Genomic DNA, 16,336 nt, shown 5'->3' on the forward strand with positions numbered 1-16,336 from the left:
TGCTTATGGCTTCCGAATCGCCGTTGCGGCGAAGCGAGTTCCTGCTTGATAGCCTGTTCATGAACAGCCGGCCCTTCTCAATGGAGCGGCCGTTGGTAGAAGAAAACCCCTTTCCCGACAGGAGGGGTTTACTGAATGTTTACGATAAATGCGGATTCGAGCCCCGCGGGGTCACTATATATACGTGCAAGGAAAACAACAAAGGCGGCAAATTGAAAAAGTGATATTCTCCGGGAAAAGCCCCATATTTCAGGGGCCTTTTTGGGGCTTCGATTGAATTAATGTTATCGTTTCCCGGCCAATGTTTAATTTTTAAGATGTTATACTCCCTGGGAGTCCTTGTCCTGGAAGGATAATACCTTTTTCGGGCAATTCATCACACAGTTATAGCAGCGCAGGCAGTCAATGCTCGGCAGATGTTCCTGCCCCTTGAAGGCGCCGGGATATGTCTGGATCGGACAGACCTTTTTACAGAGCCCGCACTGTCTGCAATCCTCGCCGACCGTCAGCAGATAGGTGTTTTTGCTGCTGATCCCCTGCATAGCCCCCATGGGGCAGATCGCGCACCAGACCCGCGGCTTGAAATAAATCCCCAGCCCGATCGCCAGTCCGGTGGAGAGAATCCACATCATCCGGAAGACCGCCCCGATCGCCTTGGCATCCCCCCATGCCATGTACAGCTGGAAAAGCATCAGACCCATCATCAATACAAAAAGCAGCCAGCGGAACCAACTGGACTTAAATACCGGCAGAATGTCCCGGTGCAAGCTTACCCGGGACAGGATTCTCTCGTGAAAAGCGCCCATCGGACAAAACCAGCCGCAGTAGAACCTGCCCCGCTGGCTGGCCAGGACGAGGAAGAAGGTGATCAGGGCCAGGACGGTAAAGCCAAGCTTCGGGCAGTAGTAGCCGCCGACAACCACCAGGGGCAGTAAAAGGGCCATGGCCCACTGGCTGGGCTGGCGGCAGCAGATTTCCTGGATTTTTGACTTCTTTCGTACGGTTTTTTTAGACGACATGATTCTGGAGTTGTTTATATGAAAGTCGTTCCGGACGAAGTTCGGTGTCCAGGGAGATTTTCATTGTTTGGTTGTGGCTGCGGCCATAAAGTTTGGTCCAGCCATCCTGGTTATTTGATTTGTTATTTCTTGCCTGTTTTTTTGTCATCGGCCTGTCCGCATACCCGGTGTATCGGAGTCTCCCTTCGATCGCTTCCTTACCTGCGAACAGGCCTCTTTGTCGGTCCGCAACCGCGATGCTTCTCTTTCCGGGGACCGGGAAATCTGGTCCACAACCATTTTTCCCCTTCAACAATCAGGTATGCCAGCAGTCCGGCGGCCACGATCCTGCTCCAGGCCGCGAGGTCAATGGGCGCGCTGTGGAACAATCTGTTCATCACCGGCAGATATGTATAAATAATCTGGACAACCAGCATGACCGCCACGCCGCCGAACACCCACATGTTGGAGAAAAAGCCAAGTTGGAAAACCGACTTTGTCAGGGAACGGCAGTTGAACAGGTAAAAAAGTTCCATGACCACAAAGACATTCACCGCCACGGTGCGGGCCTGGGCGAGATCCGCCCCCCTTGCCATCTCCCATTGAAAAAGGGCGAACGCGGCAACCAGCAGCAGGCCGCCCACCAGAAAAATGCGGCCGATCAGGTTTCTGGTCAGAATCGGGGCCCGCGGGTCCCGCGGCGGCCGGGTCATGATCTCCGGTTCCTTGGGCTCAAAGGCCAGCATCAGACCAAGGAACCCGGCGGTGGTCATGTTTATCCAGAGAATCTGCACGGGCAGGATGGGCAGGGTGACCCCGAAAAAGATAGCGGCCATGATCACCAGCCCCTCCCCCAGGTTGGTGGGCAGGGTCCAGACAATGAATTTTGTCAGGTTGTCGAACACCCCGCGGCCCTCTTCAACCGCAGCCTCAATGGAACCGAAATTATCGTCAATAAGCACCATGTCGGCGGCCTCCTTGGCCACCTCGGTACCGGTTATCCCCATGGCCACGCCGATATCCGCCTGCTTTAAGGCCGGCGCATCATTAACCCCGTCGCCGGTCATGGCCACCACATGACCACGGGACTGCAGGGCCTCCACCAGGCGCAGTTTCTGCTCCGGCGCCACCCGGGCGAAGACCGCTGTTTTTTCAGCCGCCTCGATCAATTCCCGGTCGGAAAGCGTCACAAGATCACTGCCGGAGAGAACCCGCGGCCGGCCGCCGCTTTTGGTCGTTATCCCGTTCAATCCTATCTGCGCGGCAATGGCGGCAGCGGTGACCGCATGGTCGCCGGTGATCATCTTGACCCGGATGCCGGCCGCCTGGCAGACCCGGACCGCCTGCACCGCCTCGGCCCGCGGCGGATCGATCATGGCCATGAGCCCGATAAAGACCAGGTCGGATTGGACATCGGCATGGCTTATCTTATCAATAACAGCTGTTGGTTCCTTTCCGGCAAAGGCGAGAACCCTGAGGCCCTTTTTTGCCATCTGCTCAACCTGAAGAAGAATTTCATCCCTGTCCAGGTCAAGCCGGGAGGCGCAACGGGCAAGAACCGCCTCCACCGCGCCCTTGATATAGATCAGCCGTTTGTCGCTGTTGTCGCCCTTGTGCAGGGTGGCCATGTACTGATATTCCGATTCAAAGGGCAATACGTCGAGACGGGGAAAACGTTTTTTCGCTTCAGCAGGATCGACACCACCCTTGATTCCGGCAACAAGCAGCGCTCCTTCGGTGGGGTCACCCTGCACCTGCCATTCACCGTTGTTGTTTATAAGCATACTGTCATTGCACAGAACTCCGGCCCGCAGGCATTCGGTAAGGCCGGCGGAGTTTTCGAGCCCGGAACCGTTGCCGGCCGGAAGAATTTTGCCGGCAGACGGATTATAGCCGGCCCCGGTCACCCCATGCAAAATGCCGGCTGCCATAATTTCCTGGACAGTCATCTGGTTTTCAGTAAGCGTTCCGGTCTTGTCCGAACAGATCACCGTGGTGGAACCCAGGGTCTCCACGGCCGGCAGCCTACGGATAATGGCCCGCCGTTTGGCCATGCGTCCGACACCGATGGCAAGGGTTATGGTGACCGCGGCGGGCAGACCTTCCGGAATGGCGCCAACCGCCAGGGCCACCGCGGCCATGAACATCTCGAAATAGGATTGGCCGCGCAGGATTCCCACTGTCACGGTTATCGCGGCAAGAGCAAGAATGGCGTAAAGCAGAATGTGACTGAAATGGGCAATCTTGCGGGTAAGCGGGGTCGCCAGTTCATCGGCGGCAGCGATAAGTTCCGAGATGCGGCCCACCTCGGTATGATTTCCGGTTGCCGTGACAATACCTTTGCCCTGGCCATAGGTCACCAGGGTCGAGGCATAGGCCATATTGCGCCGATCAGCCAGCAGCGTGTCATGACCGAGTTCCCCTTCGGTTTTCTCCACCGGCAGGGACTCGCCGGTAAGGGTGGACTCATCGACCCGCAGGTTCCTGACCGCAAGCAGCCGCATATCCGCCGGCACCTTGTCGCCGCTGCTCAGCAGAACAATATCGCCCGGCACCAGTTCCGTGGCGGCAATGCGTTTTTTTTCACCCTGGCGCAGAACCGTGGCCTCGGTGGTCATGGTCCGGGCCAGGGCGGCCAGGGCATTGACCGCCTTTGCTTCCTGGATATAGCCGATTATCGCATTAACCAGCACCACCGCGGAAATAACCCCGGAGTCCACCCATTCCCGGAGAAGGGCGGTAATTATTGCCGAGGCGATCAGTATATATATGAGCGGCTGGTGAAACTGCAGGAGAAACCGCTTGAGCGGCCCTCTGCCTTTTTTTGCAGTGATGGTATTGGAACCGAAAGTCTGCAGACGATGTTTGACCGCGAATTGTTCGAGGCCTTTTCCCGGGTCGCCGTCCAGGAGATCAACGACTTCTTCTGCCGGCAGGTGGTGCCAGTGTTTCGCGATTAATTCGTTCATGGATTCACTCCGCTATAAAAAACCAGGCCCTGTTTTTTTACCTTCTCCTGGTTTCGGGTTTTTCACACCAACCGTCGAAGAGTCAAAAAATAACGGGACCGAACCGGTCCCGTTATTAAAACACCGCCAAGATGAAGATATCTTGTAAGCGTTCACCAGCACCCCATCTTCGCACGATCAGGCCGGCTCACATAGCCATACTATGGATTCGCCGGCCTGCTTGCACGAATCCGTGGCACTGGTAAACGCTTACAGGCCGGTGGTTTCCGTAAATTTGTAACCCCTGGTGAACGGTTACGATATCTCTTGCTTCAACCTACCACTCTTTTGACGGTTCCGTTGCTGATCATTTCCTGAAACTGGCAGAGAAGCGCTCTTTCCTCTTTGTCGATTACGCCGTCATCGTGCGCCAGGTCCATAATGGCCTGGTATTCGGTAGATGTCACCTCTAAATCGAGAATCACATGATTAATAAGCGCCTTGAGGCGCGTTGCGGATTCGCTTGGTTTCTTCATCGTTTTTTTCCTTTATTTGTGCAGCTCGGGTTTAATACCCCGCCCCTTGGGGCGTTCAATGCTTTCGAGGATACCCCGCTGCTTGCGGCGGGGTAATTCATTTACTTCTTTACATGTTGAACATTTCATTTTTCTGCCTCCTTGATTTTTGTCGGTCTCGCAACAACCGCTCGACGGGCGTGATTTGTCTTGTAACTTGCTAAGCCCCGCCGGACTCCGGGTTGCCTCCTGCCTGGTAAGATCAAGAAAAGGCCGAACCCTGTTGGAGGGGGCGCTGCAGCAGACAGGGTTCGGCCCGGGGGAGAAGGAAGGGGTTTGTAACGGATTCAGGACGTTGTCAGCCGATGACCATGCTGCCCTGCTCATCGCTGCCAACGATCCATTCAAGTTCAATCTCAAGGGAATGTTTTCTTTTCTTCACTCTTGAACATGAACAGTACGATTTCACGACTCATCGCAATCTCCTTTCCAATTACAATTTTGTCTGTGACAATCCCAGGCGGTTATTGTTTCGTTCTGGCCGACAGCTTCAAGATCTATTCTTCGTTCTGGTCGAACAGGATAATAGCATTGTTTTTCAATTTCCCGCCTGGTTGAACGGGCAAGCCTTTCCAGGCGGTTGTCGTCCGCCTTGAGATGGTTGTCCCCTCTGCCTGAAGTTCTGCTGGTTTGTCCGGCTGTCCGCGTCCGCAGTTTCGCCGAGATCCGGCAATGTTTATCCCGTGGCCCATTGGCGACTCCTTGGTGACCTGGTTGAATATTTTGATTCGTTAGAGCTAACATAATACATAAAGAGGCTTGCGACAAATAGAAAAAGATATTGACTCCTTTCGAAAAAAACGAAAAGAAAATCATGGCATGGCTTGCCATTTAAGAGCGTTGCCGGGGCACTCACAGGTGCCGGAGATGCGCGGGTCTGTCAATCGTCTGACGTTTTGTTTGTTAGAAAATTAACAGGGTCGCATCTTGAAAATTAAATGTTGATCCCGGGGTGTTCGCAGGTCAATCGTTGGCCGCTTTGTTGAACAACACCGAGGTTGCGGGGACTCTCTCCGGCTGGAATATCATCCCCTGTGCCGCTGATTGGATTTTTTATTGGGCCTGCCGGTTTTGACCTGGCAACAGCCTGTCATTATTCTGGTATTGACCGGCCGGTCTTTTTCAACTAATAACAAGATGTCTCCAGAAAAATCTTTTTGCAGGACCCCTTGCGGGCCAGGATATTTTGTCCGGGCTTTGGTGCGAAGCGAGCAGGGGATGGTTGTGATCCGCGAAAGGCTGTTGTTATCTTTCTTCCGGAGGAAACCGATATGCTTAAAGAACAGTCCGTCAACCTTGGCAATCTGATACTTTCCCTGTCCGATGCCGTGGATCTGGCCAGTCCGGCCATTGCCACCCACCAGGTGCGAACGGCATTCATTGCCTGGCAGCTGGCTGTATCCGCCGGCCTGCCGGATGATACCGTGGAATGGATCTTTCTCACCGCATTGTTACACGACATCGGTGCCTTGAGCCAGGAGAGCAAGATCCGCCTGCATAACTTTACTGAAACGGATTTAAGCACCCACTGCATCATCGGCGAGTCCCTGTTCCGGAAATGCCCGTTGCTTGCCCCGGCAGCCGGGATCGTCCGGCACCATCATCGGCCCTGGCAGGAATGGGACTGCTCCCTTGGCGACCCCGACGTCCTTGAGTCCCAGATAATCTATCTGGCCGACCTGCTGGAACGGTATGTCGAGCGCGACCGGTTCGTTCTCCATCAGGTCGAGGGGCTGACGAAAAAGATCGTCGCAACCTCGGGCACGGAACTGCATCCGGATGTGGTGGATCTCTATCTTGTCATTGCCAAGCGGGAAGATTTCTGGCTCGACCTGACCTCGGCGCGGCTCTACTCCCTGCTGCTTAACCACGGGCCGAACCGGCAGCTTGATGTCGGGATTAACGGCATCTTGTCCATCGGCCGGATCTTTCGGGAGATCATTGATTTCCGGTCCCGGTTCACCGCCACCCACTCCACCGGCGTTGCCGAGTGCGCGGTCATGCTGGGCCGGATATTCGGCTTGACCGATCTTGAGGTATTGAACCTGAAGCTGGCCGGCCAGTTTCACGACCTGGGCAAACTGGTGGTGCCCAATGCCATCCTGGAAAAGCCGGGCAGGCTCACCAGCGGGGAGTTTGCTATTGTTAAACAGCATACCTACTGGAGCTATTCGGTATTGAACAGCATCGACGGGCTTGGCCGGATCGCCGAGTGGGCGGCATTCCATCATGAAAAGCTGGACGGCAACGGCTACCCCTTCCGGATCAACGCGGACAGGATCAGCACTGGTTCGCGGATCATGGCGGTGGCTGATATCTTCACCGCCCTGACCGAGGACCGGCCTTACCGGCTGGGGATGGACCGTAAAAATATTGAAAGGATTCTCACTGATAATGCTGAAAACAGCGCCATTGACAAACGGATCGTCGGGCTTCTTCTGGAAAATTTCGCTGACATCTCGGAACAGGTGCGGGAGAAACAGGCGGTTACCGAGGATTATTATCAACGGGAGTTGGTTGATATCGGCGCTGCCTAGCCCGTTGGCGGCACAACAGCCGGCCAGGCAGTGCCCGTCCGGAAATGGTCCTCTTGCCCGATCTCCCGCAGTCTCGCCGGTTGGCTTAGCTCATCATGCTCAAAAAAATAATGCCCTGAATATCAACCAGTTTCATATTTGATGGACTCGTAACAACCCGAAAGGCTTCAAATGCCACCCAATAAAATCAACAAGTTACAAGACGAATCACGTCCGTCGAGCGGGTTGTTGCGAGACCGACATATTTCATATAAACCAGGAGCGTGATGAATGCTCAAGTCGTCGACTAGAAAAGATCTTACCATTGTTCTTCCCCTGGTGATTGTTACAGCGATTATCGCCAGCTACTGGCCGATCCTGGAGAAGCTCAATTTCCGCTGGTCCAGTGGCGACAACAGCTACTGCTACCTTGTTGTTCCCCTTTTTCTCTATCTCTGCTGGGAAAAAAAGGATTCCTTCCGCTTTTTCGAGATCAACTGGTCGCTCGGGGGTGTCCTCCCGGCCCTGCTTTCCGTAATGACACTTGTTGCCGGCGAACTGGGTTCGGTTGAGACTCTTCTCTATATCGGCCTCTGGGGCTGTGTTGTGAGTTTAATTATTACCCTTTACGGCTGGCGCCGGAGCCGGAGCCTCTTTTTTCCGCTGCTGATATTGTTGTTTATTGTGCCGATGGCGCCCTATATCAACAATATGCTTACGTTTAAAATGAAGATGGCGGCAAGTTCCCTTTCAGTGGAGATGCTGCGTATAATGGGAATATCAGTGCTCCAGAACGGCAACATTCTCGACCTGGGAGTCACTAAGCTGCAGGTGGTGGATGCCTGCAGCGGCCTGCGCTATATTGTCTCCCTGTTTATGATGGCCCTCTTGATCGGCCATTTTTTTGTCGCTGGCCTGTGGCGGAAAATAATCCTTGTCCTGCTGGTCTATCCCCTGTCCATATTCATCAATGCAATGCGGATTTTTATTACCGGCATCTTGGTCTTGAACGGCTACCGGGGGGTTACCGAGGGGGTCATGCATGATGGCGCCGGAATGCTCGCTTTTCTGGTTGCCGGCGCCATCCTGTTTCTGGCCGGCCGGCTTCTCCTGCGGATCGGCGCCGTCAGGACCCCGCATGTTGTTCGCGATCAGGGCTGCGCGCCCCGCAGTAGCGGGCGCGCCCTGAAGGTCACCCTGTTTTATTGTCTGCTCTTTGCCGGCAGTGGCTGGGCCCTGCAGAACATGGCCATGGCCATGCAGATACCCCAGCGAACCAGTTTTGTCTCTTTCCCCACCCAGATAGCCGGCTGGCAAGGGGAGAGGCGATATCTGGACCAGCAGATCCTTGATTCCCTCTGGGCCGATGATTATGTGGACATCGTCTTTTCCAGGAAGGGGCAGGCCAACCGGGTGTATCTGCTCATTCCCTATTATGAATACCAGGGGACCGGGCATACCGCCCACGCGCCCCGGGCCTGTATCCTCGGCGGCGGCTGGGACCTGGTCAGCGAGGGGACCCGCCGCATAGCTGTTGGTGCGGGCAAGGAGATCGATGTCGGGTTGACGATCTACAAAAAGGGCGAAGTACGGATGCTGGCAAGTTATTTCTTCCTCCAGCGGGGCCGGATCATTATCAGCCCCTGGTGGAACAAGTTCTACCTGATGAAGGATGCCTTCAGCCGGCAACGGACCGACGGCGCCCTTGTCCGGGTGGAAATGACCGTGTTGCCGGACCAGGATCTCGGGGCCGCCGAGGAGCAGCTTGCGGATTTTATCTCCGGCCTGTGGCCCCTGCTTTCCGAGTATGTGCCGGATTAATCGTCCATCGACCGGGTAGCCATCATGTTTCAACAGCAGATATATATATTAAATTTTTTCCGGATGATGCTTGACGCCCTCAGCGTCATTGCCGCTGGCTATGGCGCCAGGTACCTGGTCAGCTATTATGTGCCCGACGTGGTCTGGCGGATGGATGAGAATGTTTTCGTTCTCTCCGTGCTGCTGGTGATGTTTGTCAACAATTACATCATGGGCCGGCTGGATATGTACGGCGAGCGGCGGCATCCCGCCCTGTGGGATCTCTTCTGGCCGCTGTTGAAGGCGGTGCTGTTTGACTTCGGGATACTTGTCGGTTTTGTTTTTATCTTTAACCCGCCGGAATATCCCCGCGCCTTTCTCTTTATCTTTGCCGGGCTCAGTCTCGTCTTCATGTTCGTTGAAAAGATATTGGTCCGGGTCTATGTCTATTTTATTGCCGGCAAGGGTTTTAATGTCCGCCGGATCCTGGTGGTCGGCAACATGACCAGGGGCAAGCTGGTATCCGACCTGCTCGCCTCCCAGGTGAGCTGGGGGCATCAGGTGGTGGGCCGGCTGCGGACCTCCAGGGATAAAGTTGAAACCGGCGACAGCCTGGGCACCATTGACGATCTGCCCGAGGTGTTGCGGGCCCAGGCCATTGACGAGGTGGTGTTTGCCGTTGATGGCGATCGATCCATCGATCTGACCAGGTATCTGGATATCTGCAAGCAGACCGGGGTGCCTGCCCGGATTCTGCCGGCCCTCTGGCAGCCCGGCCAGCACGGCCTTTCCGTGGAGCGTCTGCAGGGAGTGCCGTTTTTTACCATTCAAAGCGCCAACTTCGCCGCCACCGGCCTGCTCTATAAAAGGACCCTTGATATTGTCGGCGGCCTGGTGGGCACCCTGTTTTTTCTGCTGCTGTATCCCTTTGTCGGCCTGGCGATCAAGCTTGACTCCCCTGGGCCGGTGATTTTCCGGCAGAAGCGGATGGGCCGGAACGGGCGGACCTTTTATCTTTATAAGTTTCGCTCCATGTACCGGGATGCCGAGCAGCAAAAGCAGGAGTTGTTGAAGCAAAACGAGATGAACGGGGCCATTTTCAAGCTGAAGAACGATCCCCGTATTACCAGGGTCGGACATTGGCTGCGCAAGACCTCCCTGGACGAGTTCCCGCAATTCCTGAATGTGTTAAAGGGGGAGATGAGCCTGGTCGGTACCAGGCCGCCGACCCTGGACGAGGTGGAAAGATACAAGCTCCGCCATCTGCGGCGGATCTCGGCAAAACCCGGACTTACCGGGTTGTGGCAGGTTTCCGGCAGAAACAAGATCACCGACTTTGACGAGATCGTGGAACTGGACTGCCGTTACCTGGACCAGTGGCGCTTTGCCGATGATATGAAAATTTTGTTCAAGACGATTTTTGTGGTGTTGAGACGCAAGGGCGCAATATAGGGGGGCGTCCTGCCGGCTGCGGGCGTTCAATCCGGTTGCCCTGGCCCGGGTCCCCAGGGCACTGTTCCGGTGTTTGCAATTCCAGGCTGTGTTAGGTATAATCAAAAATTGTATTTTGGACAAAATATTGGTCTCTTGCAACCGGGCCGTCCGGGTCGGGGCAGGTGGTGGTAACGACAGTGCGGCTATAAGACCGATGGGGGTTTAAGGTATGGGCAGTACCGTGATATACATTGTTGCAAAACGTCGTTTTAACAAGGAACTGTTGCACTACTACCTGGGTAGCGAAACCAGTTACACCTGTCTGCCGGTTAACGCCCTGGACGACGTTGCCGGGCAAACGAAAAAAAAGGGCTGTAGTGATTTTCTGATTTTGCTGGATTTTCAGTGCATAGAGGCGGCCAACAGGTGTAACCTCCTTTTTTCGTCCAATGGTCAGCCTGCCGTCGACCTGCCGCTGGCCATTTATAATATCCCGGTCGGTTCAAATATAGAAAAAAAGGCCATGGAGGCCGGGGTGCGTGGTTTTTTTTATGAAAACGATCAGCTGGAAGCCATGGCCAAGGGGATCATCGCGATTCTGGCCGGTGAGGTCTGGATAACCCGGCAAAAGATGGTTCACTGTCTGTTGGGCAAGAAGGACGACCAGCCGGCCGACGGCAGCGAGGTACAGGCACTGACCCCGCGGGAAGAGGAAATACTCGCCCTGGTCACCCGGGGGTTTTCAAACGAAAAAATCGCCGGGCATCTTTACATCAGTCCGCACACGGTCAAGACCCATCTGTACAAGACCTATAAAAAGATCCATGTCACTGATCGCCTGCAGGCCGCGCTTTGGGCGGTCAATCATCTTTGATCCAGCCGGCGCGGCCCAAGGGCCTGGATGGATTTAATCTTGTAATTTTCGCTGGTTGTGGTTCAGGCTTAAACATATCGCAGAGTTATAGACCCCGTGATCAGTTACGCTGATTCAACGCCAGTACGACAAGGGTATGAGAGAGTATGTGACGGACTAGTTCTCTCAGCGTATGCCGGCGTGTCGATTTTCGTATGTAAAACCAGTCGTCCTCCGTATTGAAATAACCTGTTGCGAACTGTATCCTGTCTCTTAAAAGTGGAGGACAATTTATATGACGGCAATGTCTGCAAACAACAGAAAGCATGAACGGTTCGGCATGATGGTGCCGGCCCTGATGGAAGTGAGCAGCGATCCCCAGGAGAAACTGCTCACTACCCGGGATCTCTCCAGTGGCGGGGCCTATTTTTTCACCTCCAACCCGTTGGCTGAAAATACTTCGGGAACCATAAAGATTTTTCTTGAGCCTTCCCACCGGATGGTGACCATGGATGGCGGTTATGTCTGCCTGGAGGTGCGGGGCACGGTGATGCGGCGGGAAGAGGACGGGATGGCGGTCTGCTTTAATGAAGATTATCGCCTGATTCCGTTTGGCGCATAGTTGAGGCACGGACTTGATTGCAAGGAATAGTGAGACAAAACGAATTTGTATCATAAAGATACAGATAAATCACGTGGGCAGGGAGGTTGAGGCATGAAAAAGAAATTTTTTGCAGGATTGGCAACCGGTATCTTGTTGGCCGGCGCTGCCGGGTTGGTCCAGGCGGCTCCTGTTCAATGGACCGCCGGGAACAACAACTGGTACCAGGTAGTGTCAGGCGTGGACATGACCTGGGAAGAGGCAAGGGACGCGGCCAATGCCATGACCTATGTTGACGGGTCGAAGACATTCGACGGGCACCTGGTAACCCTTACCTCGGCCGCTGAGAACACCTTTGTCTGGGGTACGGTGGTGGAGGGGAGCCCGCGGAACGAGAATTACTGGCTGGGCGGTTATCAGTACGGGGCCGCCCCGGATCCGGCCGTCCAGACCAAGGAGGCTGAAATAGCCAATGGCGACGAGGCCAACTACTGGCACTGGGTGACCGGCGAGGCCTGGGCTTATACCGAATGGTCCCTGGTGACCAACCAGGCGCCCGAGCCCAATGAAAATTACTGGTCCTGGGACAACGAGCGGTACCTGAATTATTATAAGGATGACGGCAGCGGCGCCTGGAACGATCTTGGCAACGAGATGGCCAGCACGAACAGCCTTGATCCTGTTGACAACCGTCATTCCGAGGGGATTTCAGGGGTTACCTATTTTATTGTTGAATACGAGCCCTCCCAGGTTCCCATTCCGACCACCATTCTTCTTTTCGGCTCGGGCCTGGTCGGCTTGGCCGGCATGCGGAGCAGAAAGCGGAAGAAATAACCAGCCATTTTCATTTGTTGTTACACCAAAAGAGGTAGGGCCGTCACGGGCCTGCCTCTTTTTTTTCGGGCGCAACAAGCAGAAAAAAACCAAAAAAAAGGGTTTCAGCCATTTCCGGCTGAAACCCTTGTTATTTCTGGTAGCGGGGGCAGGATTTGAACCTGCGGCCTTCGGGTTATGAGCCCCTTACCTGATTTATTTTCTAACACTTAATTCTGTTTAATATTCTTTAATAGTGACAGTATAACCTTGACTTGAGCAGCGACCTTCGGGTATATGTTGTTTAACACAACATGGTCTTTTTCTAACTTTTCTAACCTTGGTGTTAGAAATAGGTTAGAAAAATTCTTAACCCGATATCCTAACCCGAGGGTCGAAATGGCAGCCAAAAAGTACAAAATTGATTCCAGAAGATGGCCGGGTGTTTATGGGTATGATTCCCTGACGCGGAAATATTTTGGAAAGCCTGATACCTGCTACTATATCGCCTACCGGGCTAACGGTCGGTTGATATGGGAAAAGGTCGGCTGGAAAAGTGAGGACTACAACCCGGCCATGGCCGCAGAAGTCCGGGCCAAAAGAACTAAATCAGCGCGGCATGGTGAGGAGGTCAAAACACAGAAAGAAATCCAGAAAGAAAAGTTACTCCGTAACCGGACCATTGGAGAGATCAAGGAAGTATATTTCTCAAGTGAACGCGGTAAAAATCTGAAGGGCCGCAAAACAGACCTGAACCGGTACGAAAAGCACCTTGAAAATCTCTTCGACAAAAGGGGAGTTGCTTCTCTCTCTCCATTCGATATTGACCGCCTCAAAAGGTCAATGAAGGAACACGCCCCCGCCACCGTCGCAAACGCCTGTGAATTGCTGCGACGGATCATAAATTTCGGGGTCAAGCGCAATCTTTGCCCCCGCCTTTCCTTTGTTATAGAACTTCCGCAAAAGAACAACGCTGTCATTGAATATTTGAACCCTGAAGAGGCGGCAAGGCTTCTTGATGTTCTCGATAATTGGCCGGATCAAGACCCCGCCAGGATGCTTAAACTTGCATGGTTGACAGGTATGCGGCGCGGCGAGATTTTCAAACTTGAAGACCGGGACTGTGATTTTCAGAAACAAATAATCACCCTTCGTGACCCGAAAGGAAAACGGACGGAAACCATACCGCTTTCTGGGCCAGTTGAAGTCCTGCTGAAAGAACAAATGAAGGCCAGGGACAAGCGCTTCCCTGGATCGCCTTTCCTGTTCCCTGGGCTGCACGGCAAGCAAAGAAAAGAATGTACCGCCGTTGACAGAATTAAAACCGAGGCTGCTTTGCCAAAAAAATTCCGGATATTTCACGGGCTCCGCCACCATTACGCCGTGACCCTTGCCAGTTCCGGTGAATTCACCCTTGACATGATCGGATCGTTATTGACCCACAAGAGTTATGAAATGACAAAGAGGTATGCGGCCTTCCTTCCTGATGCAAAGAAAAAGGCTGCTGACCAGGCCGCTTCTCTTTTGGAAAGTCACAGGAGGGCCGGGGAAGAAGAAAATTCAAAGAAAAAATTAGCGGGGTCGGGGGCGCAGCTATGAATGACCTTGATGAAAAAATCAGAAAAATTCGTGAAGCTATGAATCCTCCTGAAATAAAGAAACTGGTGCCATCTCTTGATTTACGGGAATGTTCTCTTCTTTTCCAAGAAACCGGAAATCCAGTCTATGTGTGGAAGGGTTACAAGATATGCAGAGAGTTTGAATTTGAGTTTCCACCGTGGCTTTTGGTGTATTTCGATGAGGTCGCAGACAACATATTATCAATCGAATTTGACGGACAGAAACGCCTCGCGTCTTTACTGCAAGACGCCTTACTGATGAATAGAGGAAAAGGAGCCAGCAACATTATTGATCAACCTAAAGAAATTGATCATCGCTTAAAAGCCTATCTAAAGGTCAATGAATTGAAAGAACGGCGGCAGAATGGGGAAATGATCAAAGGGAGTGTTTATTCGATCGTAGGCTCTAAACTCAACAAGTCACCTGAGTGGGTGAAAAAATATTATCAAAAAATTAAAAAGATTGCTGATAAGCCTATCTGATTACGGGTACTGATATGTGACATTTAAGTACTTTGATATAAGCCATATAACGCGCTTTAGTACCCCTGAAAGTTCCTGTTTAAAACCAAAACTTTTGGGGGTTTTTTAATGACTAAAAAACGGCTTAATACCAAAGAAGCATCAGACTACTTAACCAATGTCGAAGGGGTGAGGGTAACTTCCGGCACCCTTGAAGTTTGGCGGAGTATCAAGAAAGGGCCTGAATATCGCAAAGTGCATAACCGGGTGTTTTACGAAGTTCCAGTGCTGCAGCAATTTGCCGCCGGGCGACTCTGTAAAACGGTCGGCTAATGGATGCGGCAAGTGTCGCCCGTGAATTGGGCAACGGCAACGAGAAGCAACAGGGGGGCGATTGGATAACCCTTTGCCCGGCGCACTCTGATAAAAATCCTTCCCTGAGCCTCAAAGATGGCGAGGGCGACACTCTTTTATGGCACTGCCGAGCGGGGTGTGGTCAGGGAGATGTCATGAGAGAACTCAAAGAACGTGGTCTGCTGGCAGGAAGAGAAACAACCCCGCAGACACTGAAAACACTGGCTATTAACACTTTGGCCCGTAGTAAAAACCTCCCCAGCAATGCCCTCCGGGATTATGGTTTACGTGAATATGACAACGCTGTAATAATCGAATACCGAGATTCGGACGGCAACGTAATCGTCGAAAAGCGGCGGACTTCTTCTGTCGCGAAAAGCGGCTCCTACTGGCCGAAAGGACAACCACTAATCCCTTATGGCCTGGACCGGCTGAGCAACGAGCCTGACAAGCCGCTGATTCTTCCCGAGGGGGAGTCTGACTGTTGGACCCTTTGGCATCATGGTTACAGAGCGCTCGGGATACCCGGTGCCGGGGCGGTTAAAACCCTGGAGGCCAGCCACCTTGAAACGGTCGACTCCATTTTCATCATTCAGGAAACTGACGAAGCCGGCGGCAGATTCGTTAAAGGTATTAGGGCAAGGCTCACAGAGCTTCAATACAAAGGAAGGGCTTTCCCTGTCCGGTTGTCCGCAAAAGACCCGAATGAGTTGCATAAACAAGACCCGGCGGGTTTCAAGACTTCCTTTGACAATGCTCTGTATTTGGCACAGATCGAGCACCTGGCCGGGCTTTCTATAATTGAATACGAGCAGATACGCAAATCAGAAGCAAAACGGTTGAACGTCCGCCCTTCCGTGCTTGACGCGGAAGTGAGAAAAATTCAGGCCGGAACCAACCAGGAACAGGACAACAGCGCCCTTTCCTTCCTGGTTGATCCAGAGCCCTGGCCGAAACCTGTCAAAGGCAACGAGCTTCTTGACGCACTGGCGCGGATAATCTCCAAGCATGTGGTCCTGCCCGCCGGCGCCGCGACCGCAATAGCCCTGTGGGTGCTTTTCACCTACGTTCATGATTCGATGAGGGTGTCACCCCTTCTCTGTCTCACTTCCCCTGAAAAACGCTGCGGGAAAACAACAGCATTATCGTTGTTGCGCTTTTTGGTTAGAAGGCCCCTTCCAGCTTCCAACATAACCCCGGCGGCTCTGTTTCGCTCAGTGGAAAAATGGACTCCGACCTTATTAATCGATGAAGCAGACACATTCGTCCAGGACAACGATGAACTGAGAGGCGTTTTGAACAGCGGTCATACCAGGGAGACAGCCTTCGTGATACGAACATCCGGGGATGACCACGAACCAAG

General features: G+C 53.3%; 15 protein-coding genes. 11 read left to right on the forward strand and 4 right to left on the reverse strand.

Annotated elements, in window-relative coordinates; all coding sequences use genetic code 11:
• On the forward strand, positions 1-224 hold a 224-nt coding region (locus L3J03_09845), incomplete at its 5' end, for a hypothetical protein (protein MCF6291280.1).
• A 96-nt stretch (positions 225-320) separates the two neighbouring features.
• On the opposite strand, the gene L3J03_09850 is transcribed toward L3J03_09845, so the two are convergent.
• The 4 genes from L3J03_09850 to L3J03_09865 form a co-directional block, all read right to left on the reverse strand.
• A complete protein-coding gene (locus L3J03_09850; protein MCF6291281.1) occupies positions 321-1,019 on the reverse strand; it encodes a 4Fe-4S binding protein in 699 nt (232 codons plus the stop codon).
• A gap of 197 nt (positions 1,020-1,216) precedes the next feature.
• On the reverse strand, positions 1,217-3,967 hold the full coding sequence (locus tag L3J03_09855) for a cation-transporting P-type ATPase (protein MCF6291282.1): 2,751 nt from the start codon (positions 3,965-3,967) through the stop codon (positions 1,217-1,219).
• 311 nt (positions 3,968-4,278) lie between these two features.
• Positions 4,279-4,482: a hypothetical protein gene (locus L3J03_09860; protein ID MCF6291283.1), complete on the reverse strand. Its 204-nt coding sequence runs from the start codon at positions 4,480-4,482 to the stop codon at positions 4,279-4,281.
• A 444-nt stretch (positions 4,483-4,926) separates the two neighbouring features.
• Positions 4,927-5,352, reverse strand: a complete 426-nt coding sequence (locus tag L3J03_09865; GenBank protein MCF6291284.1) for a hypothetical protein — start codon at positions 5,350-5,352, stop codon at positions 4,927-4,929.
• A gap of 440 nt (positions 5,353-5,792) precedes the next feature.
• Here L3J03_09865 and L3J03_09870 point away from each other — a divergent pair, with 440 nt between their 5' ends.
• From L3J03_09870 to L3J03_09915, 10 genes are all read left to right on the forward strand, one after another.
• Positions 5,793-7,058 (forward strand): HD domain-containing protein, encoded by a 1,266-nt coding sequence (locus L3J03_09870; protein ID MCF6291285.1) that lies wholly within the window; start codon positions 5,793-5,795, stop codon positions 7,056-7,058.
• A gap of 270 nt (positions 7,059-7,328) precedes the next feature.
• Positions 7,329-8,858 (forward strand): VPLPA-CTERM-specific exosortase XrtD, encoded by a 1,530-nt coding sequence (gene xrtD, locus L3J03_09875; GenBank protein MCF6291286.1) that lies wholly within the window; start codon positions 7,329-7,331, stop codon positions 8,856-8,858.
• A 24-nt stretch (positions 8,859-8,882) separates the two neighbouring features.
• A complete protein-coding gene (locus L3J03_09880; protein ID MCF6291287.1) occupies positions 8,883-10,289 on the forward strand; it encodes a sugar transferase in 1,407 nt (468 codons plus the stop codon).
• Positions 10,290-10,512: 223 nt separating this feature from the next.
• Positions 10,513-11,145, forward strand: a complete 633-nt coding sequence (locus L3J03_09885; protein MCF6291288.1) for a response regulator transcription factor — start codon at positions 10,513-10,515, stop codon at positions 11,143-11,145.
• A 274-nt stretch (positions 11,146-11,419) separates the two neighbouring features.
• Positions 11,420-11,746: a PilZ domain-containing protein gene (locus tag L3J03_09890; protein ID MCF6291289.1), complete on the forward strand. Its 327-nt coding sequence runs from the start codon at positions 11,420-11,422 to the stop codon at positions 11,744-11,746.
• Positions 11,747-11,839: 93 nt separating this feature from the next.
• A complete protein-coding gene (locus tag L3J03_09895; GenBank protein MCF6291290.1) occupies positions 11,840-12,559 on the forward strand; it encodes a hypothetical protein in 720 nt (239 codons plus the stop codon).
• A 378-nt stretch (positions 12,560-12,937) separates the two neighbouring features.
• Positions 12,938-14,137: a site-specific integrase gene (locus L3J03_09900; GenBank protein MCF6291291.1), complete on the forward strand. Its 1,200-nt coding sequence runs from the start codon at positions 12,938-12,940 to the stop codon at positions 14,135-14,137.
• A complete protein-coding gene (locus L3J03_09905; GenBank protein ID MCF6291292.1) occupies positions 14,134-14,640 on the forward strand; it encodes a hypothetical protein in 507 nt (168 codons plus the stop codon). Before L3J03_09900 ends, L3J03_09905 begins: the two co-directional genes overlap by 4 nt.
• Before the next feature lie 108 nt (positions 14,641-14,748).
• Entirely contained in the window at positions 14,749-14,952 is a 204-nt protein-coding gene (locus tag L3J03_09910) for a hypothetical protein (protein MCF6291293.1), read from the forward strand.
• On the forward strand, positions 14,952-16,336 hold a 1,385-nt coding region (locus L3J03_09915; protein MCF6291294.1), incomplete at its 3' end, for a hypothetical protein. The genes L3J03_09910 and L3J03_09915, both read left to right, overlap by 1 nt.

The sequence above is a fragment of the Desulfobacterales bacterium genome (assembly GCA_021647905.1).
In the GTDB taxonomy this organism is placed as follows: Bacteria; Desulfobacterota; Desulfobulbia; order Desulfobulbales; family BM004; genus JAKITW01.